At 49.8% G+C, this 19,917-nt stretch carries 22 protein-coding genes and 1 other RNA gene; 17 read left to right on the forward strand and 6 right to left on the reverse strand.

Going from position 1 to position 19,917, the window contains the following annotated elements; genetic code table 11:
* Positions 1-142 precede the first annotated feature (142 nt).
* Entirely contained in the window at positions 143-1,063 is a 921-nt protein-coding gene (locus QWJ20_RS08250; protein ID WP_433992262.1) for a hypothetical protein, read from the forward strand.
* A 54-nt stretch (positions 1,064-1,117) separates the two neighbouring features.
* Here the strand turns inward: QWJ20_RS08250 and QWJ20_RS08255 are convergent, their stop codons facing one another.
* Positions 1,118-1,816 carry a YtjB family periplasmic protein gene (locus QWJ20_RS08255; protein WP_433992263.1) on the reverse strand — a complete coding sequence of 233 codons (699 nt, stop codon included), beginning with the start codon at positions 1,814-1,816 and terminating at the stop codon, positions 1,118-1,120.
* Positions 1,817-1,972: 156 nt separating this feature from the next.
* On the opposite strand from QWJ20_RS08255, the gene serB reads away from it, so the two are divergent.
* From serB to nadR, 3 genes are all read left to right on the forward strand, one after another.
* Positions 1,973-2,950 carry a phosphoserine phosphatase gene (gene serB / locus QWJ20_RS08260; RefSeq protein ID WP_119888978.1) on the forward strand — a complete coding sequence of 326 codons (978 nt, stop codon included), beginning with the start codon at positions 1,973-1,975 and terminating at the stop codon, positions 2,948-2,950.
* A 17-nt stretch (positions 2,951-2,967) separates the two neighbouring features.
* Entirely contained in the window at positions 2,968-4,350 is a 1,383-nt protein-coding gene (gene radA, locus QWJ20_RS08265) for a DNA repair protein RadA (protein ID WP_039481782.1), read from the forward strand.
* A gap of 119 nt (positions 4,351-4,469) precedes the next feature.
* On the forward strand, positions 4,470-5,723 hold the full coding sequence (gene nadR, locus QWJ20_RS08270) for a multifunctional transcriptional regulator/nicotinamide-nucleotide adenylyltransferase/ribosylnicotinamide kinase NadR (RefSeq protein WP_095701481.1): 1,254 nt from the start codon (positions 4,470-4,472) through the stop codon (positions 5,721-5,723).
* Here nadR and QWJ20_RS08275 read toward each other — a convergent pair.
* The 3 genes from QWJ20_RS08275 to zapA all read right to left on the reverse strand — a co-directional run bounded on the left by QWJ20_RS08275 (position 5,720) and on the right by zapA (position 6,997).
* The gene (locus QWJ20_RS08275; protein WP_433992264.1) at positions 5,720-6,367 is read right to left on the reverse strand and encodes a 5-formyltetrahydrofolate cyclo-ligase; all 648 of its coding nucleotides are present in this window, start codon (positions 6,365-6,367) and stop codon (positions 5,720-5,722) included. The two genes, nadR and QWJ20_RS08275, sit on opposite strands and share 4 nt — an antisense overlap.
* A 39-nt stretch (positions 6,368-6,406) precedes the next feature.
* Positions 6,407-6,590: non-coding RNA, 6S RNA (gene ssrS / locus QWJ20_RS08280), on the reverse strand.
* A 77-nt stretch (positions 6,591-6,667) separates the two neighbouring features.
* On the reverse strand, positions 6,668-6,997 hold the full coding sequence (gene zapA / locus QWJ20_RS08285) for a cell division protein ZapA (protein ID WP_010284667.1): 330 nt from the start codon (positions 6,995-6,997) through the stop codon (positions 6,668-6,670).
* 192 nt (positions 6,998-7,189) lie between these two features.
* On the opposite strand from zapA, the gene QWJ20_RS08290 reads away from it, so the two are divergent.
* The 10 genes from QWJ20_RS08290 to QWJ20_RS08335 all read left to right on the forward strand — a co-directional run bounded on the left by QWJ20_RS08290 (position 7,190) and on the right by QWJ20_RS08335 (position 15,734).
* On the forward strand, positions 7,190-7,777 hold the full coding sequence (locus QWJ20_RS08290) for a YecA family protein (protein WP_095701479.1): 588 nt from the start codon (positions 7,190-7,192) through the stop codon (positions 7,775-7,777).
* Positions 7,778-7,834: 57 nt separating this feature from the next.
* Positions 7,835-9,160, forward strand: coding sequence for a Xaa-Pro aminopeptidase (gene pepP, locus QWJ20_RS08295; protein WP_095701478.1), 1,326 nt, complete (start codon positions 7,835-7,837; stop codon positions 9,158-9,160).
* 45 nt (positions 9,161-9,205) lie between these two features.
* On the forward strand, positions 9,206-10,384 hold the full coding sequence (gene ubiH, locus QWJ20_RS08300; protein ID WP_433992265.1) for a 2-octaprenyl-6-methoxyphenyl hydroxylase: 1,179 nt from the start codon (positions 9,206-9,208) through the stop codon (positions 10,382-10,384).
* Positions 10,385-10,412: 28 nt separating this feature from the next.
* Positions 10,413-11,624: an FAD-dependent 2-octaprenylphenol hydroxylase gene (ubiI, locus tag QWJ20_RS08305; RefSeq protein WP_433992266.1), complete on the forward strand. Its 1,212-nt coding sequence runs from the start codon at positions 10,413-10,415 to the stop codon at positions 11,622-11,624.
* Between the two features lie 349 nt (positions 11,625-11,973).
* A complete protein-coding gene (gene tssD / locus QWJ20_RS08310; protein WP_433992267.1) occupies positions 11,974-12,306 on the forward strand; it encodes a type VI secretion system tube protein TssD in 333 nt (110 codons plus the stop codon).
* Positions 12,307-13,388: 1,082 nt separating this feature from the next.
* A complete protein-coding gene (locus tag QWJ20_RS08315) occupies positions 13,389-13,811 on the forward strand; it encodes an Hcp family type VI secretion system effector (RefSeq protein ID WP_433992268.1) in 423 nt (140 codons plus the stop codon).
* 6 nt (positions 13,812-13,817) lie between these two features.
* The gene (locus QWJ20_RS08320) at positions 13,818-14,564 is read left to right on the forward strand and encodes a hypothetical protein (RefSeq protein WP_349906751.1); all 747 of its coding nucleotides are present in this window, start codon (positions 13,818-13,820) and stop codon (positions 14,562-14,564) included.
* Between the two features lie 28 nt (positions 14,565-14,592).
* Positions 14,593-14,895 (forward strand): DUF2645 family protein, encoded by a 303-nt coding sequence (locus QWJ20_RS08325; protein ID WP_433992400.1) that lies wholly within the window; start codon positions 14,593-14,595, stop codon positions 14,893-14,895.
* A 61-nt stretch (positions 14,896-14,956) separates the two neighbouring features.
* Positions 14,957-15,391, forward strand: a complete 435-nt coding sequence (locus QWJ20_RS08330) for a hypothetical protein (protein WP_433992269.1) — start codon at positions 14,957-14,959, stop codon at positions 15,389-15,391.
* Positions 15,392-15,431: 40 nt separating this feature from the next.
* On the forward strand, positions 15,432-15,734 hold the full coding sequence (locus tag QWJ20_RS08335) for a DUF2645 family protein (protein ID WP_109410644.1): 303 nt from the start codon (positions 15,432-15,434) through the stop codon (positions 15,732-15,734).
* A gap of 50 nt (positions 15,735-15,784) precedes the next feature.
* On the opposite strand, the gene QWJ20_RS08340 is transcribed toward QWJ20_RS08335, so the two are convergent.
* Positions 15,785-16,822 carry an NADP-dependent oxidoreductase gene (locus tag QWJ20_RS08340; RefSeq protein WP_433992270.1) on the reverse strand — a complete coding sequence of 346 codons (1,038 nt, stop codon included), beginning with the start codon at positions 16,820-16,822 and terminating at the stop codon, positions 15,785-15,787.
* 94 nt (positions 16,823-16,916) lie between these two features.
* On the reverse strand, positions 16,917-17,423 hold the full coding sequence (locus QWJ20_RS08345; protein ID WP_012822286.1) for a TIGR00645 family protein: 507 nt from the start codon (positions 17,421-17,423) through the stop codon (positions 16,917-16,919).
* A gap of 325 nt (positions 17,424-17,748) precedes the next feature.
* Between QWJ20_RS08345 and rhaT the strand changes: the two genes are divergently transcribed.
* From rhaT to QWJ20_RS08360, 3 genes are all read left to right on the forward strand, one after another.
* Positions 17,749-18,783: an L-rhamnose/proton symporter RhaT gene (rhaT, locus tag QWJ20_RS08350; protein ID WP_249682616.1), complete on the forward strand. Its 1,035-nt coding sequence runs from the start codon at positions 17,749-17,751 to the stop codon at positions 18,781-18,783.
* Between the two features lie 202 nt (positions 18,784-18,985).
* The gene (locus QWJ20_RS08355) at positions 18,986-19,501 is read left to right on the forward strand and encodes a hypothetical protein (RefSeq protein ID WP_433992271.1); all 516 of its coding nucleotides are present in this window, start codon (positions 18,986-18,988) and stop codon (positions 19,499-19,501) included.
* Positions 19,502-19,517: 16 nt separating this feature from the next.
* On the forward strand, positions 19,518-19,904 hold the full coding sequence (locus QWJ20_RS08360; protein ID WP_433992272.1) for a DUF2750 domain-containing protein: 387 nt from the start codon (positions 19,518-19,520) through the stop codon (positions 19,902-19,904).
* The last annotated feature ends 13 nt before the right edge of the window (positions 19,905-19,917 follow it).

Below are 19,917 nucleotides of genomic sequence, written 5' to 3' on the forward strand. Positions count from 1 at the left end.
CGCGGAGACATCATGCCCGCCGTCACCGTTCTGATACCTCCGTCAACAATTACGCCATAAATCATTTATAAAGTTATCATTTATCTTTGCCGATAACATTTTGGCCAATATTTAACCACGTGATCGCACTTAAGGAGAGAGTATGAGCTTGTCTGTAAATAATACGGGTTATGGCAATTCTCAGGCCCAAAGCACCGCGACATCATCGAACACCGCACGATCCACGACAACAGAGCCCACCACGGCCAGCAGCGACATCACACAGATTATCGATCCGATTACCGGAAAAACGGTGCTCACCTTCCCCAACAATATAAAAATCTCTGCGGAAGCGATGGCACGTTTGAAAGAAAATGTCGGCAAGCCCCTACATCCTGACGTGACCAAGATAGATGAAAATGCGCAGCGGACAGAGGCCCAAGCCCAAGATCTCGCACGACAAAGAAACGCCACGGGACCCACCTTGGGCATCAATCTATCTGTTAATGATGTCGAGACCAACAAAATGGCGCTCGAAGACTGGTCAAATAACCTAAAAGCAGACAGCGATATCAGCAAAGAAGACTTTGTCGGTCTGGTGAATCAGGCACTGTCGAGACCGTCCAGCGTGACATTATGGAACTACACCACCGATAGCATGGAAATCACCATAAAAGCGGCAAAGCTGGAAGAACTGAAAAACCGCTATGTGGATAGCAGCGCGCACCAGCAAGCCGATAAGGATATTCAGGACTTCATCCAGTACCAGTCTGATGCGCTGAGTAATGTGGAAAAACATATTCTGCAAGATGAGTATCAGCGCAGCGTCGACGCGGGAGACACCGATAAGGCGAACGCGACTTTCCAGGAACTACAGAAAAACGCGGAAGGCACGTCAGCCACGCAGGTTCAACGCCAGCAAATCTTTTCTCTGGCTGCATCAAGCGACAACGACGCCATGTTCAGCCGTTTTCGTAACTATATTTCCGCTACGGCATCCGATCGCTACACCAAAAGCGAATACACCTCGATACTCAATCAATTCCATAGCCACTGGCTGGAGTTTCAACTCGCGTTGAAATAACTCGCTGCACCCTCCGTACAAACAAAGCGTTTGTACGGGGCGGCCGTTCGTATGTCAGAGGCTTTTCTCTTCCCCGTCTTTTTTCACTACCGCACCGTTCTCCGGCAGCGTTTCACTCTCAACCTCATCCCCTTCTTCTTTCACTGGCGTACTCGCAGTGAGAAGATAAGGCGACTGCTGCCAGCGGGTACGACGATTCTGCAAGAGCGTGCGGGTCAGGATGATGCCGATAGCCAGCGAAAGCAAAATCATCAGACGTAGAATATTGGTGGTGTTATCGACCTGTCTGGCTTCGGTCGCCAGCACATGGGTATCTAAGGTAATCCGCAGGAAGCCGATCGGCCCTTCTTTTCCCTCAATCGGCTGAACCAGTTGATGGTTAAAGTAGCTACCGACCCGATTGCCATCCAGCGCCAGCCGGTCTCTCAGTTGCACTTGCTCACCGATATGCGCCACCAGCGAGCCGTCCTGCTGATATACGCCGGCATCCAGAATGCGGCTGTGATCGGTAAGCTGTTTGAGGATGGTATTAATTTTTTGACTATTATCATCCACGCTGCCCATCAACGGAGAAAGGCTGTAAGCCACCTGTCTGGAGAGCGTACGTGCCAGATCTTCAACCTGTTCAGATCGCGCCATCTGGTGGCTCAAACTGAAATAGGACGCACCTTGCATTAATACCACTAGCAGAGCGAGGCAAATCAGCACAATTGCCGTGCGGTGTAGACGAAATTTCACCCGGGCGCGAACCATGATAATCCTTACACGATTTGGATACTTTCATGTTGCCAGAAGCGCCGACGATAGGATAGCTTGTTGCCCAGTTTTTGGAGGGATATGTTTGGTCGACGCCGCATCCCTCTTTATCGCACGACTTTATCGCACTACTGCCAGCAGAGGATTTACCCCATGTCGAATAGTCTGACCTATCGTGATCTCCCTGATGAGATCAACTGTTGGCCGGGACTGCCACTATCACTGAGCGGTGACGAAGTGATGCCGCTTGACTACCGCGCTGGCGACACCGGCTGGCTGATTTACAGCGACGTCCTCGATAAGAACCTGATTTCCCGCTACCAGCGTAAGCTGGGGAGCGCGATGGTGATCGTGAGCGCCTGGAACGTGGGCGATTATCAGGTCGTGCGTTTAGCGGGCACGTTGACGCCACGCGCGACCAAGCTGGCCCACGAACTGGGTATCGATGTCGCGGCCATGCGTAACGCGCCAACGCTGCGTTCACCGGGTTTACTGGTGATGGACATGGATTCCACTGCAATTCAGATCGAGTGTATTGATGAAATCGCCAAACTGGCGGGTACAGGTGAGTTGGTAGCCGAAGTCACCGAACGCGCGATGCGCGGCGAGCTGGATTTCGCTGCCAGCCTGCGACAGCGCGTAGGAACATTAAAAGGTGCCGACGCCAATATTTTACAGACGGTGCGTAAAACGCTGCCGTTGATGCCGGGCCTGCGTAATATGGTTAGCCAGCTTCAGGAAGCAGGCTGGCACGTCGCGATTGCATCGGGCGGGTTTACCTACTTTGCCGATTATTTGCGTGATGAGTTAGGTCTGGTCGCCGCCGTTGCCAACGAATTAGGCATGCAAGACGGCAAGCTGACCGGCGACGTCATCGGCACGATTGTCGATGCAAAATATAAAGCGACCACGCTGCAACAGCTGGCGGAAAAGCTGGAAATTCCAATGCATCAGACCGTTGCCATCGGTGACGGCGCGAACGATCTGCCGATGATCAAGGTAGCCAGCTTAGGTATTGCCTATCACGCCAAGCCGAAGGTCAATGAGCAGTCTGCGGTAACCATCCGCCATGCCGATCTGACTGGCGTGCTGTGCATCCTTAGCGGCAGTATGAGACACGAAAAGCGTTAATCAGTTGGAGGTGATACGTGGCAAAAGCTGTCAAACGGGCGTTTGTATGTAATGAATGCGGGGCTGACTACCCGCGCTGGCAAGGGCAGTGCAGTGCCTGCCATGCCTGGAACACCATTACCGAAGTCCGCCTGGCCTCGGCGTCAGTATCACGTTCCGACCGTCTCACCGGCTATGCGGGCGAAAGCGCTGGCGTCAGCCGGGTACAGAAGCTCTCGGAAATCAGTCTTGAAGCCCTGCCGCGCTTTTCTACCGGCTTTCAGGAATTTGACCGCGTTCTGGGCGGCGGCGTCGTTCCCGGCAGCGCGATTCTGATCGGCGGTAGCCCCGGCGCGGGTAAAAGTACCCTGCTGTTGCAAACGCTCTGCAAGCTGTCAGAAAACATGAAAACCCTGTACGTCACTGGCGAAGAATCGTTGCAGCAGGTGGCAATGCGGGCACATCGCCTCAATCTGCCGACTCAGAATCTCAACATGCTGTCGGAAACCAGCATCGAACAGATTTGCCTGATTGCCGAGCAGGAACAGCCGAAGCTGATGGTGATCGACTCCATTCAGGTCATGCATCTCGCCGATATTCAGTCGTCTCCCGGCAGCGTGGCGCAGGTACGTGAAACCGCCGCCTACCTGACCCGCTTCGCCAAAACGCGCGGCGTTGCTATCGTGATGGTCGGTCACGTCACCAAAGACGGCTCGCTCGCCGGGCCAAAAGTATTGGAACACTGTATCGACTGCTCCGTGCTGCTGGACGGCGATGCCGATTCACGCTTCCGTACCCTGCGCAGCCATAAAAACCGTTTCGGTGCCGTTAATGAACTGGGCGTGTTCGCGATGACGGAACAGGGTCTACGCGAGATTAGCAATCCGTCAGCAATTTTCCTCAGCCGCGGGGACGAAATCACGTCCGGCAGTTCGGTCATGGTGGTGTGGGAAGGTACGCGTCCGCTGCTGGTCGAGATTCAGGCGCTAGTGGATCAGTCGATGATGGCCAATCCGCGTCGCGTGGCGGTCGGGCTGGAGCAAAACCGCTTGGCGATCCTGCTGGCGGTGCTGCATCGCCACGGCGGCTTGCAGATGTCGGATCAGGATGTATTCGTGAATGTCGTCGGCGGCGTTAAAGTCACCGAAACCAGCGCCGACCTGGCGCTGCTGTTATCGCTGGTCTCCAGTTTCCGCGACCGCCCGTTGCCGCAGGATCTTGTCATCTTCGGTGAAGTCGGTCTGGCGGGCGAAATCCGCCCGGTGCCAAGCGGACAAGAGCGGATTACCGAAGCCGCCAAGCACGGCTTCAAACGCGCCATCGTTCCCCATGCCAATATGCCGAAGAAAGCCCCTGCCAGCATGCAGGTGTTCGGCGTGAAAAAGCTAGCCGACGCGCTGGCGATCCTCGACGATCTCTAAACGGACCACAGAAGGCCATCCGCCCCTTCCATCCTGAGCTAAACAGGGGATGAAAGCGTAGCGGATGTTGTCCTGTTCTGTGGTACTTTGTTTAGTAAGCTAAACAAGAGTGCTGCACCATGTCATCATTTGATTACCTGAAATCCGCCATCCGGCAGAAGGGTTGCACCCTACAGCAGGTTGCCGACGCGACCGATATGACCAAAGGCTATCTCAGTCAATTACTTAATGCCAAAATCAAAAGCCCTAGCGCACAGAAGCTGGAAGCGCTGCATCGCTTTCTTGAACTGGAATTCCCGCGCTACGAAAAGAACATTGGCGTCGTCTTCGGCAAGTTCTATCCGCTACACACAGGCCACATTTATCTGATTCAGCGTGCCTGCAGTCAGATCGATGAACTGCATATCATTTTAGGTTACGACGAACCGCGTGACCGTCTGCTGTTTGAGAACAGCTCGATGTCACAGCAGCCTACCGTCAGCGACCGCCTGCGCTGGCTGCTACAGACCTTTAAGTATCAGAAAAATATTCATATTCACGCCTTCAATGAGCAAGGAATGGAGCCTTACCCGCACGGCTGGGATGTGTGGAGTAAAGGAATTCAGGCGTTTATGCAGGAAAAAAGCATCACGCCGAATTTCGTCTACACCAGCGAAGAGCAGGATGCCGCACAATACCGCGAGCACCTGGGCATTGAGGCTGTCCTGATCGACCCGCAGCGCTCCTTTATGAACATCAGCGGTTCGCAGATTCGCCACGACCCCTTCCGTTACTGGGACTATATCCCGACCGAAGTGAAGCCGTTCTTTGTGCGTACCGTTGCCATTCTTGGCGGCGAGTCCAGCGGTAAATCCACGCTGGTGAATAAGCTGGCGAATATCTTCAACACCACCAGCGCCTGGGAATATGGTCGCGATTACGTGTTCTCCCATCTGGGTGGCGACGAGATGGCGTTGCAGTATTCCGACTACGACAAGATCGCGCTGGGTCAAGCACAGTACATTGATTTTGCAGTGAAATATGCCAATAAAGTGGCCTTTATCGACACCGATTTTGTCACCACTCAGGCGTTCTGCAAGAAATACGAGGGTCGTGAGCACCCGTTCGTTCAGGCGCTGATCGATGAATACCGCTTCGATCTGGTGATTTTGCTGGAAAACAACACGCCGTGGGTCGCCGATGGGTTGCGTAGCTTAGGCAGCACCACCGCCCGTTCGGAGTTCCAGGACCTGCTGAAAACGATGCTGGCTAACAATAATATCCCGTACGTTTACATCAAAGAGTCGGACTACGATTCGCGTTTCCTGCACTGTGTGGAATTGGTACAGCAGATGTTGGGCCACGATCGCTCGCCCGAACCGATCAAAAGCTAGCGCGTGTTCCACTGCCAATGGCGGGAGGGGGTAATGATTTCCGGCAACGGAATATCCCAGCTTTCCACTGGCAGAGTGTCAACCTGCTGACAATCGTGGGCCAGACCGATCGGATAAGGCCCACGCGACATCTGGTTGCGATACTGCAACGTACGATCGTAAAACCCGCCCCCCATACCAAGCCGCTGTCCCAGATGATCAAACGCCACCAGCGGCGTCAGCAGGACGTCCAACTGCGGTAACGGCAGCACCTGACGCACGTCCAGACGCGGCTCCATAATCTTCAGACGATTGCGTACCAACTCGGTGTCTGGCGCATAACGCAGGAACAGCAGATATCCGACGCGAAACGGATGCAGAACCGGCAAATAAACGCGTTTATCCTGCTGCCACAGCTGTTGAATCAACGGGGACGTATCCAACTCGCCATCAAATGATAGAAATACCGCCACACTCTCTGCCCGTATGATTTTCGGGTGCGCTATGACGCGCTCACACGCCTGTAGTGCAAAGTACGTCTGCTGCTCTGGAGTCAGTAAACGCCGACGTTGCCGCACAGCCTGACGAATCTGCTGACGCGATGCTACCGTAGAGGAGAGTGAAGTATCAGGAAGTGCCGAGGAAGATGGATCAGAAAATGACATGGGCTGCATTCGCCACGGGTCAAGAATAATAAAAGAAAGGGAATCTCCGAGATGCCGCCGCAGGCTGTAACCCTTGAACCCTTGGTTCAAGGTGAACATAACGTCGCAGTCTTAAGGCTTCTCGGACGAACCGAGCGTGCTCACCAACCGCAGAGCATTACATTCTGTTGGTATGAAATATCGGCTCAGGGGACTGGCCCGCTGACAAACATCTCAGAGAAATTTTATTCGTTGTTACTTGCGATAAACCTTAGCACGTCTTATCGCGTAAAAACACCGTACTTTTGTCAAAATACGACGTTATTCAAATTGTGCACCCTGACGTTCGGTGATCTTGCCCTGCTCCAGCAACGCCTGTTCGATGGTCTGCTGCAACATACGAATACGCTGTTCCATATTCGACGCATAATCACGCGTCTTACCCCGTTCCTGCGCTAGCTCATGGCACACGTTCAATGCAGCAATAAACACCAGTTGCTCAGTGTTTGTGACTCTAGTGCGAACTTTAAGATCTTGCAACCGCTGGTTAAGATCTTCCGCAGCCTGATTCAACGCATCTTGTTGTTCTGGCGGGCAATTCACTCTTAACGAACGGCCAAAAATTTGAATATCTACTGGTTGTGCAGACATACCACCTTCCTGCCTTTTGTCGTTCTTGCGCCCGCGTGCCGCATAGCATGAGCATTACCCGTTACATCGGGCTCGTTAAAGCGGGCGCAACTATATATAGCCGAGATCTAAGATACAAGCGCTTTCTGGTATCGAAAGGGAGCTTGGTGGTAGCATAGCACGAACCAATCCAGCCAACGATGACGAATCCGCATGTCTATAGAGAATACGTTTCCCGCCTATGAAGGCCTTGACCAACTGCTTCACCAACAGCAAGTCGCGCTGACCGCAGCAGAAATGCACGGTTTGATCAGCGGGATGCTGTGTGGTGGAAACCATGACGACAGTTGGAGAACGCTGGTTTTTGAACTGACTAACGAAGGCATGGCGTTTACCCAGACGCTGTCGCAGCCGCTTCAGGACCTGTATCAGGCCACGCGTGAAGCGCTGGAAGATGATGGCTTTCTGTTCCAGCTTTTCCTGCCGGACGACTCGCTGGATGACGTGAGCGTGTTCGATCGCGCCGACGCGCTGGCAGGCTGGGTCAATCACTTCCTGCTTGGGCTGGGCGTGGCTCAACCGCAGTTGAACAAAGCCAAAGGCGAGCTGAAAGAAGCCATCGAAGATTTACGCAACATCGCACAGCTTGGCTACGACGAAGATGAAGATCAGGAAGAGCTGGAACAATCGCTGGAAGAAGTGATTGAGTATGTTCGCGTTTCTGCCATTTTGTGTCATACCGAATTTACCAACCAGCGCGTTGTGACTGCGCCCGAGCAGCAAAAACCGACGCTGCATTGATTTTCATGCAAGGCGGAAGGGAAAAGTAACCGCACGGACTATTTTCAGGAGCAGGTGATGAATCCACAAGAATTTCTTCGTCGTCGTCAGGGTCTGTTAGAAAAAATGGCACCGGGCAGCGCGGCGATTATTTTTTCTGCGCCGGAAGCGCAGCGCAATGCCGACAGTGACTATCCTTATCGTCAAAATAGCGATTTCTGGTATTTCACCGGCTTCAACGAACCCGAAGCCGTGCTGCTGCTGGTAAAAAGCGATGTAAAACATCATCACAGCGTAATCTTCAACCGCGTGCGCGATCTGACAGCCGAAATCTGGTTTGGTCGTCGTCTCGGTCAGGAAGCGGCACCAGCCAAACTCGGCGTTGACCGTGCACTGCCGTTTGGCGAAATCGGTGCACAGCTGCATCTCTTATTGAATGGGCTGGACGTGGTGTACCACGCGCAAGGGCAGTACGATTATGCCGACAAGCTGGTCTTCGCCGCGCTGGATACCTTGCGCAACGGTACGCGTCAGGGCTTTGCTGCCCCTGCTACGCTGACCGACTGGCGCCCTTGGGTGCATGAAATGCGCCTGTTCAAATCGCCTGCTGAAATCAGCGTGATGCGCCGTGCCTGTGAAATTACCGCACTGGCCCACACCCGCGCGATGCAGAAATGCCGCCCCGGCATGTATGAATATCAGCTTGAAGGCGAAATTCACCACGAATTTACCCGTCACGGCGCGCGCTATCCTTCTTACAACACCATCGTCGGCAGCGGTGAGAATGCCTGCATCTTGCATTACACCGAAAATGAAACGCAAATGCGCGACGGCGATCTGGTGCTGATTGACGCCGGCTGTGAATACAAAAGCTATGCTGGCGACATTACCCGCACTTTCCCCGTCAACGGTAAATTTACCGCACCACAGCGTGCCATTTACGACATCGTGCTGCGCTCACAGCTGCGCGCGCTGGAACTGTTTGGTCCGGGTCGCAGCATCCGTGAAGTGAACGAAGAAGTGGTGCGCATCATGGTCAGCGGGCTTATCAAGCTCGGCGTGCTGAAAGGTGAAGTGGAAGAGTTAATTGCCGAGCAGGCACATCGCCAGTTCTTCATGCACGGACTTAGCCACTGGCTGGGTCTGGACGTGCATGATGTAGGCAATTACGGCACCACCGACCGAGGGCGTCCGCTTGAGCCAGGTATGGTACTGACCATCGAGCCGGGTCTTTACATCGCGCCCGATGCCAAAGTGCCGCAGCAGTACCGGGGAATCGGCGTACGTATCGAAGATAACATCGTGATCACCGAAAACGGCAATGAAAACCTGACGGCTGGCGTGATCAAAGACGCAGATGCCATCGAAGCGCTCATGGCGCAACAGCATGACAAGCAACACTAAGCAGCCCTTTCAAAGGGCAACGGCATAATTGCAAAGGACAACAGCATGGCGGTCATGATTGTCGGTGGCGGGATGGCGGGCGCAACGCTGGCGCTGGCAATATCGCGGCTTTCGCAGGGCGCAATCCCGGTTGACCTGATCGAGGCACACTCGCCACTCGACAAGGAACACCCAGGTTTTGACGCACGCGCCCTCGCGCTGTCTGATGGCACACGTCAGCAGCTCGCCGCGTTGGGCATCTGGCAAGCGCTGTCGGGTAATGCAACGGCGATAACCGACATTCACGTCAGCGAACGCGGGCACGCCAGCGTGGTGAATCTGAAGGCCTCGGACTATCACGTTCAGGCATTAGGCCATGTGGTTGAACTGCACGATGTCGGACAACGCCTGTTTTCCCTGCTGCAACAGGCACCGGGCGTGCGCCTGCACTGCCCGGCCAAAGTGGTTGCCGTCACGCGGACGCAGGATAATGCGACGCTAACGCTGGACGATGGCACCGCGCTAACGGGTCAACTGCTGGTCGCTGCCGATGGCTCGCGATCCATGCTGTCGCAGTCCTGCGGGATTCAATGGCAGCAGCATGATTATGATCAGACCGCGACCATCGCCAATGTGACGACCGCCGAACCCCATCGCGGCCGCGCGTTCGAGCGATTTACCCCGCACGGCCCGCTGGCGCTCTTGCCGATGAGCAACGGTCGCTGTTCGCTCGTCTGGTGCCATGATAAGCACCGTCAACATGCGGTCGATGGATGGAACGAAGCCGAATTTCGCCAACAGCTACAGCAGGCTTTTGGCTGGCGTCTGGGCCAATTCACCCACATCGGCGAACGCCACAGCTATCCACTGCGCTTACTCACGGCCAGCCAGCATATTAGCCATCGGCTGGCGCTGGTGGGTAATGCGGCGCAAACGTTGCACCCGATTGCCGGACAGGGCTTTAATCTGGGGATTCGCGATGTGATGTCGCTGGCGGAAACCCTCGTCGACGCAGCAAAAAATCAACAGGATATCGGCCAGTACACGGTACTCAACCGCTATCAACAGCGGCGCACGCCCGATCAACACACCACGGTGGCGATCACCGATGGACTGGTCAGGCTGTTCGCTAACCGCTATGCCGCGCTGGCCGTCAGCCGCAATCTGGGTCTGATCGCCATGAATAACCTGCCACTGATGCGCGACGCCTTTGCTCGTCGCACGCTGGGCTGGGTAGAACGTTAATTAAGCTCGCCAACAGGAAAAGACGGAAATGCAATCATTCGACGTGGTTATTGCTGGTGGCGGTATGGTCGGTCTGGCGCTAGCCTGCGGCTTACAGGGCAGCGGCCTGCGCATCGCCGTGCTGGAGAAACAGGCGGCTGAACCTCAGCCGCTCGGGAAAGACCATGCCCTGCGCGTCTCCGCTATCAATGCCGCCAGCGAATGCCTCCTGCGCCATATCGGCGTCTGGGAAAGTCTCGTGGCGCAACGCGTCAGCCCTTACAACGATATGCAGGTTTGGGACAAAGACAGCTTCGGTAAAATCAGTTTTAGCGGTGAAGAATTCGGCTTTTCCCACCTTGGACATATCATTGAAAATCCGGTGATTCAGCAGGTACTGTGGCAACGCGCCTCTCAGTTAAGCGACATCACCCTGCTCTCTCCCTCATCATTAAAACAGGTCGCCTGGGGCGAGAACGAAGCCTTCATTACGTTGCAGGACGACAGCATGCTGACTGCCAGGCTGGTAGTCGGTGCGGACGGTGCCCATTCGTGGCTGCGTCAGCATGCGGATATTCCGCTAACCTTTTGGGACTACGGCCATCACGCGCTGGTCGCCAATATTCGTACAGAACACCCTCATCAGTCCGTTGCGCGTCAGACGTTTCACGGCGACGGCATTCTGGCGTTCTTGCCGCTGGACGAGCCTCACCTTTGTTCAATTGTCTGGTCGCTTTCACCGGAACAGGCTCAGGCGATGCAAAGCCTGCCAGCAGAAGAATTCAATCGTCAGGTCGCTATGGCCTTTGATATGCGTTTGGGGTTGTGTGAACTGGAAAGCGAACGTCAGACTTTCCCACTGACCGGACGCTACGCTCGCAGCTTCGCGGCACACCGGCTGGTGCTGGTCGGCGACGCAGCGCACACTATTCATCCGCTGGCGGGGCAAGGCGTCAATCTGGGCTTCATGGATGTCGCCGAACTGATTGCGGAAGTGAAGCGCTTACAGGCGCAGGGCAAAGACATCGGTCAACACCTTTATCTGCGACGCTATGAACGCCGCCGCAAACACAGCGCCGCGGTGATGCTCGCCAGTATGCAGGGATTCCGAGAACTGTTTGACGGCGATAACCCGGCGAAAAAGCTGCTGCGCGATGTCGGTCTGGTGCTGGCGGATAAACTGCCCGGCATTAAACCCACGCTGGTACGTCAGGCAATGGGATTACACGATCTGCCAGACTGGCTTAGCGTCGGGAAATAATAAAACCAGAATAGATAATAAAGCTCGCCGCTTAAGCGGCGAGTTATCAATAACGCATTCTTCTTAATTAAATCGCTAATCTCTTTACCCATCCCCCTAGTTATTTAAACGACTAAGCTGTTTTTATTTATATAATAAACTTATCATCAAAACATAATTAGCAGAGTAATAAAAACACCTACCCTTCACAAATAATTGCCATTAAAAACAATCAATTATAGAGTTTTGAAAAGGATATCTTTCTGACGTAAATCATATTTCTTATTAAAGAGTCGAGTTCTTCTTTTGTTCAATAAAGATTTACGTTATAACTTTCCCAACAAGGATTGTTTAACAGGGAGTTACACGAATGGCTAATTCTATTTTCATGAAGATCACCGGAAAAATTCAGGGACTGATCTCCGAAGGGTGTTTAAGTATCGATTCTGTAGGAAATAAACATATATCTGGTCACGAAGATGAGATTTTTGTTTATGCAACGAATTACGACTTATCAAGAGATCGACACGTCAATCATCACCCCTTTTCCGTGACCAAAGTCGTTGATAAGTCTACACCGTTAGTCCTAACCAGCATCGCTAATAATGAACTGCTGGAAGTTGAGTTGAGATATTACCGCACCTCCGCCAGCNATAACTTTCCCAACAAGGATTGTTTAACAGGGAGTTACACGAATGGCTAATTCTATTTTCATGAAGATCACCGGAAAAATTCAGGGACTGATCTCCGAAGGGTGTTTAAGTATCGATTCTGTAGGAAATAAACATATATCTGGTCACGAGAAATCCGTTTTCATCGTATGAAAACGATCTTATTCATATTTATTTTATTATTTTCCCTATTGTTTTTTTGGGGATGGCTTATCATCGTTCCTTATACCGTTTATACGGAAAAAGACATTTTTAAGTACTATACATTAACCTATAAAGAAATCAGGGACGTACCGAGACTGTCAAAGAATTATTATTTTTCTTATGGGCCGAGTGATGAGGCAAACCCTCAGATAAGTACGATATATTTATGCGATCTAGATAACATTAATGAAGCTTACAATAAGTTGCTCGATTATGTTAACAGTACTGGAGTCCCATTAGTTGATGATTTCTCCTTAGGTAATTATCCATCATTCGATGAGTATTTTCAGATCATTAAAACAAAAGAGCAAGACAGGGTAACAATGAAAGAAATCGAATGTCTAATGTTGGATTTATCCAAGGAGCAACGTTAATTAATACTGTGATTGAGTGAATAACATTGTGGTTTAAAACATGAGCACATTTGCGTTTTATCTGCCCTTGGCTTAGAACCATACCAAAAACATTTATAATTAATAAAAAATAACAGGTTTTATTAGTCTATTACCTCAGCGTTTATGGAATGTGATGAACGAACATGCGTGGAATAATAGCTACTTTGAAAGCATAAGCAGCTTTCGGAATGCAATGTTCAATTTTTTCTCAACCAAGCGCCAGAAATAGCTAACTCACTGACATCCAGAATTCACGATCGCTTTCAGATGCTCAAACCTACATCTTGAGGTTTATTGGGTATAATAAATTTATCATTTAAATATAATTAGCTGACTAATAAATTTCATCCTATATGGTGACTTATCATTAAAAACAATAAATTATAGAATTTTGGAAAGGATATCTTTCTGATAGGAATCATATTTCTTATTAAATAGTCGAGTTCTTCTTTTGTTCAATCAAGATTTACGTTATAACTTTCCCAACAAGGATTGTTTAACAGGGAGTTACACGAATGGCTAATTCTATTTTCATGAAGATCACCGGAAAAATTCAGGGACTGATCTCCGAAGGGTGTTTAAGTATCGATTCTGTAGGAAATAAACATATTCGACACGTCAATCATCACCCCTTTTCCGTGACCAAAGTCGTTGATAAGTCTACACCGTTAGTCCTAACCAGCATCGCTAATAATGAACTGCTGGAAGTTGAGTTGAGATATTACCGCACCTCCGCCAGCGGGACGCAAGAGAACTACATGACAATCACATTAAGGGATGCCTCTATTGTCAATCTCTCTAATCAGAATCCCAACTCATTGACGCATAACGATATGCAGCCATTTGAAACCCTGAGCTTGCGTTATGAAAGCATTACCTGCCAACACAATATTGCAGGTACATCGGGGTACAGCATATTAACTGAAAATATGTACTGATAAGCCATGAATAAACTCAATGAAATTATCAACGAATGCGACCTTAGTTTTTCCGATTGGGGAAAGAACTACCCACGCTGGTCGCCTATTGACTTCGTTTGGTGGAAAACATTTGGCGGTGATGATTATTTAAATAAATACAAGGATAGTTATATTATTTTCCACAAAGAGAAAATAAAAGAGATTGCTCGACAATATAAAATACCAGCAACTCTCCTTGCCTTGGTTGCCCGTTCCGAAGCCGGAGGTATGGTTGATTATGTTAAATTCCCAGTTTTATTTTATAGGCAGTCTAAGCATACCTATAGTGACTGGGCAAACCAAGATACTGTTACGCCACCTCCAGAGAAAACATCAATAGGCATTATCGCGATGCAAATTAGGGTGGTTGCCGAAATTTTTGGCAAGAATCCCAGTGAATTGAAAAATGCTGAAGCAACGTACATCTCCATTTGTCTAAATAAAGATAATTTCAACCTTACTATGGTCGCACGCCATCTTTATGAGTTAATCAATTACGACTACCCTGGTGCTGACACGTTGAACCTAACAGACGAGCAGTTTATTCTTGCTGGTTCACGCTACAATAGAGGCATTGAACGCAGTCACAGTGATTTTATTCGTTCGATAAATGCAGAAAAAAGTTTGGTAGACGTAAGGGACTGGACATCATATGGTAGAAGAATGTTAAGTCATCGCGAAAAAGTAACAAAATTACTTTATAGTAGTACGACTGTTATGCAAAGACCGTAGGATAAACATGCAGCTAAGAGAAATATCAATGTCACGAGCAAAAAAATTCCTCGATCATGTGTACTTTTATGCCTATTCCGCCTTATGCTTTTTTCTAATCAACGCTTTTTCTACCACCAAATATGAATGGATGATAGATGGAGACTCAGTAGCAAATTTCTGTGAAGTGCCGGAAGCCGATGCTGATGGCTTTTTCAGTATCATTATCGTTCCTTTATCTATCCCTTTTTTCCTTTTTAAAAGAAGCCTACCTAGAATCATTACTTATCTTATCATCCTCGGATATCATTCATACCGTTTTTATACACGAATCAGTCTTTGTCCAAATTAGTCTATTTTGAGTAAAATATAAACCAATAAAATTGACGAATTGAATAAAAAAAGACAATAATATGTTGAAATTTAAATACAGTGACTTCATAAAAGCAATATTTTTACTATTTATCTCAATTGGCGTATTTGTTATTTTTGCTGGGTTATTCTACGAAGAAAGCTACCACTACAAAAAAGATGATTATTTTACACACTATGCTTTAACCCTGGATGAAGTAAAAGACATACCTGTTATTTCTGACAACTACGAATTTTACTATTACTCACCAGATGGCACGCAGCGATTAACCAATGGCGTAGTTTTTTATAACTCAATGCCTGAGCATAAAGCTGAATTGGTAAAATATATAGAGACGCTTGGATTTAAAAAAACCAAAAGCATCCCATGGAGTTACGGAAATATAAATGAAGTATGGATAAAAGGACATGATGAGGTTAATCTAGTACAAGATGATAAAAACAGAACGATTAATGTCTCATTTATTAAACAGTAAGATTAATTTTTCATCAAAATTCAAAAAGGAATTTGAAAGCATGTTTAAAAAAAACCACATCGATAACATCTATTTTTATGCTTATTCTGCCTTATGTCTTTTTTTAATCCATGCTTTTTCATCAATCGAATATGAATGGTTATTTGGTGACAGCTCACTTAACAATTTTTGTGAAAACCCGAGAAGCTATGCTGATAGTTTTTCAAATTTCATTATCATCCCTTTGTCTATCCCTTTTCTTTTGGTTAAACGAACACCGCCAAGAATAATTACTTACCTTGTTATTCTCATGTATTACTCAGGCAGTTTCTATACACGTGTGACTATCTGCCCATACTGGTAACATACTCTGTCGAGTGCAAAACTCGCCGCCGCAGCGGCGAGTCTGGTGTATCAGGCGTCGGGTCCGACTCTGACCACTAATTTACCGAAGTTGCGACCGTGCAGCAGGCCGATAAAGGCTTCGGGAGCGTTTTCCAGCCCGTCGACGATCTCTTCGCGATATTTGATCTTACCTTCCTCCACCCACGGCGAAACGTCCTTCCAGAACTCATCGAAGCGATGACCATAATCATCAAAGATAATGAATCCCTGCATCCGAATACGTTTCTTCAGGATCGTCCCCATCAGCAGCGGTAGGCGATCTGGCCCATCCGGTAACCCTGTCGCATTATAGCCAGAAACTAATCCGCACACTGGAATACGCGCCGAGGTATTCAGCAGCGGCAGCACCGCGTCAAAGACTTTCCCGCCGACGTTTTCAAAGTAAATATCGATTCCCTTCGGGCAGGCTTGTTTCAGCTGTTCTGCAAAATCATCCGCCCGGTGGTCGAGGCAAGCATCAAATCCCAGCACTTCAACCGCATAGCGACATTTCTCTGCGCCCCCCGCCACGCCAACAACCCGACAGCCTTTCAATTTACCGAGCTGCCCAACCGTCGCGCCGACCGGGCCGGTCGCGGCGGCCACCACCAGCGTTTCACCCGCTTTAGGCTGGCCGATATCCGTTAGCCCCATATACGCGGTAAAGCCCGGCATACCCAGCACGCCAAGCGCGTAGGAAGGATTCGTCGGCGACTGACCCAGATTCGTTAAGCCTTTCCCGTCGGAAATCGCATAATCCTGCCAGCCGCTGAAGGACAGCACCCAATCACCGGTCTGATAATCTGGGTGTTTTGACTCCACCACGCGGCTGATTGTCCCGCCGACCATCACGTCATTCAGTTCGACGGGTTTAGCATAAGAAGGGGCGTCGCTCATGCGGCCACGCATATAAGGGTCAAGGGAGAGGAAAACCGTACGTAGCAGGATATGTCCTGAATCGACCTGTGGGACAGGCTGCTGTTCCAGACGGAAGGTCTCTTGTGTTGGCGCGCCGTGCGGGCGCTGAGCCAGAACCACACGGCGGTTAATTTGATCGGTTTGCGGCATAATATCCTCCGTTAAACAAAGCGTATTGATAAAATCACTTCGTTAACAATAGGATCTGTTCTTTCATCTGGCTACGCAAACAGTGCGGCGTTCGTTATGCCGTTTTGCTTTTTTCGTAACGCGACATGCGATCCAGATACCCCATGACAAGTGCAGACAGCACAAACGTCAAATGGATAATCACGTACCACATCAGCTTGTTATCCGGGATATTACGGGCATCCATGAACACGCGCAGCAGGTGGATCGACGAGATAGCGACAATCGAGGCGGCAACTTTATTTTTCAGCGAGCCGGAGTCCATCTTACCAAGCCAGCTCAGCTTTTCTCTGCCTTCGGTGATATCCAATGCCGAAACAAAGTTTTCGTAACCGGACAGCATCACCATCACCAGCAATCCACCGACCAGCGTCATATCGATCAGTGACAGCAGCACCAGCACCAAATCGGCTTCAGCGATATCCAGGATATTGGGCAGGACGTGGAACACTTCCTGGAAAAACTTGATCGCCAGCGCCAGTAATCCCAGCGATAGCCCGAGGTAAACAGGGGCAAGCAGCCAGCGTGATGAGTACATCAGATTCTCAATAAAACGTTCCATAACTCACTATATGCAGGTGGAAAAGAGGGAAATAATAGCGAAAAGTCCTGCTGTGGTGTTAATCAATTCTTGAGCAGAACGCACCATTTACAGAATGCTCTGCCCTGACTTGTCCTCTGCGAGGATTTCCGTGTTTTGTGATCGGACCGGCCCTCACCTTCAAACCGATGCCGTCCTCCTACTGCTCGTGGCACGCATCTGAAGGTTCACCCTTTTTCACCTTCCTACACTGTCTAGCGCCAGCATGTCTGGCAACAATCATACACTGCACTCTACATTCAGAGCCGAATACAGGCTTACCACAAAATAAAACAAGGGGTTACGCATGAGCAATCCTATTTTGCTTGGTATTTTCTGGCACTTCATCGGTGCGGCCAGCGCGGCCTGCTTCTATGCGCCGTTTAAGCAGGTCAAAAACTGGTCGTGGGAAACCATGTGGTCACTGGGCGGATTTTTCTCGTGGATTATCCTGCCCTGGAGCATCAGTTGGTGGCTACTTCCTGATTTTTGGCGTTATTACGCTTCGTTCGATATGGCGACCCTACTCCCCGTCTTTCTCTTCGGCGCGATGTGGGGGATCGGCAATATCAACTACGGCCTGACGATGCGCTACCTTGGCATGTCGATGGGCATCGGTATCGCCATCGGCGTGACGCTGATTATCGGCACGCTGATGACACCTGTTCTGCAAGGCAAGTTCTCCATTCTGTTTGGTTCGGCGGGCGGCCAAATGACGCTACTGGGCGTGCTGGTCGCAGTCATTGGCGTCGCCATTGTCAGCTATGCCGGTTTACTGAAAGAACGTGCGCTCGGTATTCGCGCCGAGGAATTCAACCTGAAAAAAGGGCTGATTCTGGCCGTGATGTGCGGCATCTTCTCCGCAGGTATGTCCTTTGCGATGGATGCCGCGAAACCCATGCATACCGCAGCACAAGAGTTGGGGATCAATGCACTGTATGTCGCACTTCCCAGCTACGTGGTGATTATGGGCGGCGGTGCCATCGTCAATCTGGGCTTCTGTTTTATCCGTTTGGCGACCTGCAAGGGCATTTCATTAAAAGCCGATCTGGCACAGGCCAAACCGTTGCTGATTGCCAACGCGCTCTTCGCCATTTTGGGCGGCGTCATGTGGTATTTGCAGTTCTTCTTTTATGCCTGGGGACACGCCAACATTCCGGCGGATTACACCTATATCAGTTGGATGTTGCACATGAGTTTCTACGTCCTGTGTGGCGGCATCGTCGGTCTACTGTTTAAGGAGTGGAAAGCCGTTGGCCAGAAACCGGTGCGTATGCTGATTCTCGGCTGCGTGGTCATTATTCTGGCGGCGAACATTGTCGGGTTAGGCATGGCCGCGTAAGCGCCTTATCATCGCGTTCGGTGTCACCAAAGCGAGTACCGAACGCGATGACAATAGCCTTAATCAATTGACGGAAAAAATACGTTGAGCCGTTGATATTGCTGTATTCCTCCCTATATCCTGCCGTTGTAAAGACGCCATTATTAATCATGGTGTGAATCCAATTTCATCGGTTAAACACTCCCAAAAACAAGGATTAGTAATGGAAAATGTAGAAAAAGGCGCTTTCTTCGTACTATTAAAAGCGTTTGACAGATTGGCCGATGTTCTTCAATCGATGGACATGAATTTACCGAAAGCAGTCGTTTTACTTACGGACGATCTCTGGAACTACCTTGCCTCAGAGACGCAAGACATAAACATCAACCCAGCGCTTGAGGCTATCGATGCTACCGTGGTGGATGAACAGGCTGCGAATAGCGAAGAGATTTTAAAAAATCTGTATCTGTACGCCTTTTCAGATTTTCTGATGTTTTTCTCCGAGGGAAAGGCAAGCTTAGAGGCAGCAGAGTCATCCATTATTGACGCTTATGATTACATGGCAGCTCAACAATTTTTACGCAACGAGAAAGAAGGGAAAGCGGTCATGTTGAGTAATGATGACGAGAAGAAAATAAAAAGCGACCCACGATATGTGGAAGAACTGACTGCGCTAAAAACCGACAGGACTTTCGCTGAAAACATCGTTCTGTGGGACAACGTGGTGGCATTCCGATGAGGATATTATTTAAAGAATGACGAGAGCACACCCTAAAAAAATTGAAAATATTTATCGTTTAGACCCGCAAGAAAGGTGTGATTACTTTATCCGTAAGATTACTGATTTTGAAATTGTCTGGGGATTATTTAATGAGGGGTGGGAAACGGCGACATCCGGTCAGAAAATGGCTATTCCCTTCTGGCCTGAGGAAAATTTTGCCACACTGTGCGCTAATGGTGAATGGGCAGGATTCACAGCAAAAGCGATTGAGCTAAACGCATTCCTATCACATTGGCTTCCTGGAATGCAGAACGACGGTAAAATATGTCAAATTTTCCCCACGCCAAGTGAACACGGTTTTTTCATTCCCCCCACAGCCTTACTGCACGCCATTAAAGAAGAGCTTGAACAATATGAATGACCAAGGGGAAATG

Source organism: Pectobacterium sp. S5 (assembly GCF_051707265.1).
GTDB classification, from domain to species: Bacteria; Pseudomonadota; Gammaproteobacteria; order Enterobacterales; family Enterobacteriaceae; genus Pectobacterium; species Pectobacterium polare.

What these genes read in the sequence shown, in the direction of transcription:
- QWJ20_RS08250 (WP_433992262.1), top strand. Translation starts at nt 143, where the DNA reads ATGAGCTTGTCTGTAAATAATACGGGTTATGGCAATTCTCAGGCCCAA.
- QWJ20_RS08255 (WP_433992263.1), bottom strand. Translation starts at nt 1,816, where the DNA reads ATGGTTCGCGCCCGGGTGAAATTTCGTCTACACCGCACGGCAATTGTG.
- serB (WP_119888978.1), top strand. Translation starts at nt 1,973, where the DNA reads ATGTCGAATAGTCTGACCTATCGTGATCTCCCTGATGAGATCAACTGT.
- nadR (WP_095701481.1), top strand. Translation starts at nt 4,470, where the DNA reads ATGTCATCATTTGATTACCTGAAATCCGCCATCCGGCAGAAGGGTTGC.
- QWJ20_RS08275 (WP_433992264.1), bottom strand. Translation starts at nt 6,367, where the DNA reads ATGTCATTTTCTGATCCATCTTCCTCGGCACTTCCTGATACTTCACTC.
- zapA (WP_010284667.1), bottom strand. Translation starts at nt 6,997, where the DNA reads ATGTCTGCACAACCAGTAGATATTCAAATTTTTGGCCGTTCGTTAAGA.
- QWJ20_RS08290 (WP_095701479.1), top strand. Translation starts at nt 7,190, where the DNA reads ATGTCTATAGAGAATACGTTTCCCGCCTATGAAGGCCTTGACCAACTG.
- pepP (WP_095701478.1), top strand. Translation starts at nt 7,835, where the DNA reads ATGAATCCACAAGAATTTCTTCGTCGTCGTCAGGGTCTGTTAGAAAAA.
- ubiH (WP_433992265.1), top strand. Translation starts at nt 9,206, where the DNA reads ATGGCGGTCATGATTGTCGGTGGCGGGATGGCGGGCGCAACGCTGGCG.
- ubiI (WP_433992266.1), top strand. Translation starts at nt 10,413, where the DNA reads ATGCAATCATTCGACGTGGTTATTGCTGGTGGCGGTATGGTCGGTCTG.
- QWJ20_RS08315 (WP_433992268.1), top strand. Translation starts at nt 13,389, where the DNA reads ATGGCTAATTCTATTTTCATGAAGATCACCGGAAAAATTCAGGGACTG.
- QWJ20_RS08320 (WP_349906751.1), top strand. Translation starts at nt 13,818, where the DNA reads ATGAATAAACTCAATGAAATTATCAACGAATGCGACCTTAGTTTTTCC.
- QWJ20_RS08325 (WP_433992400.1), top strand. Translation starts at nt 14,593, where the DNA reads ATGTCACGAGCAAAAAAATTCCTCGATCATGTGTACTTTTATGCCTAT.
- QWJ20_RS08330 (WP_433992269.1), top strand. Translation starts at nt 14,957, where the DNA reads ATGTTGAAATTTAAATACAGTGACTTCATAAAAGCAATATTTTTACTA.
- QWJ20_RS08335 (WP_109410644.1), top strand. Translation starts at nt 15,432, where the DNA reads ATGTTTAAAAAAAACCACATCGATAACATCTATTTTTATGCTTATTCT.
- QWJ20_RS08340 (WP_433992270.1), bottom strand. Translation starts at nt 16,822, where the DNA reads ATGCCGCAAACCGATCAAATTAACCGCCGTGTGGTTCTGGCTCAGCGC.
- QWJ20_RS08345 (WP_012822286.1), bottom strand. Translation starts at nt 17,423, where the DNA reads ATGGAACGTTTTATTGAGAATCTGATGTACTCATCACGCTGGCTGCTT.
- rhaT (WP_249682616.1), top strand. Translation starts at nt 17,749, where the DNA reads ATGAGCAATCCTATTTTGCTTGGTATTTTCTGGCACTTCATCGGTGCG.
- QWJ20_RS08355 (WP_433992271.1), top strand. Translation starts at nt 18,986, where the DNA reads ATGGAAAATGTAGAAAAAGGCGCTTTCTTCGTACTATTAAAAGCGTTT.
- QWJ20_RS08360 (WP_433992272.1), top strand. Translation starts at nt 19,518, where the DNA reads ATGACGAGAGCACACCCTAAAAAAATTGAAAATATTTATCGTTTAGAC.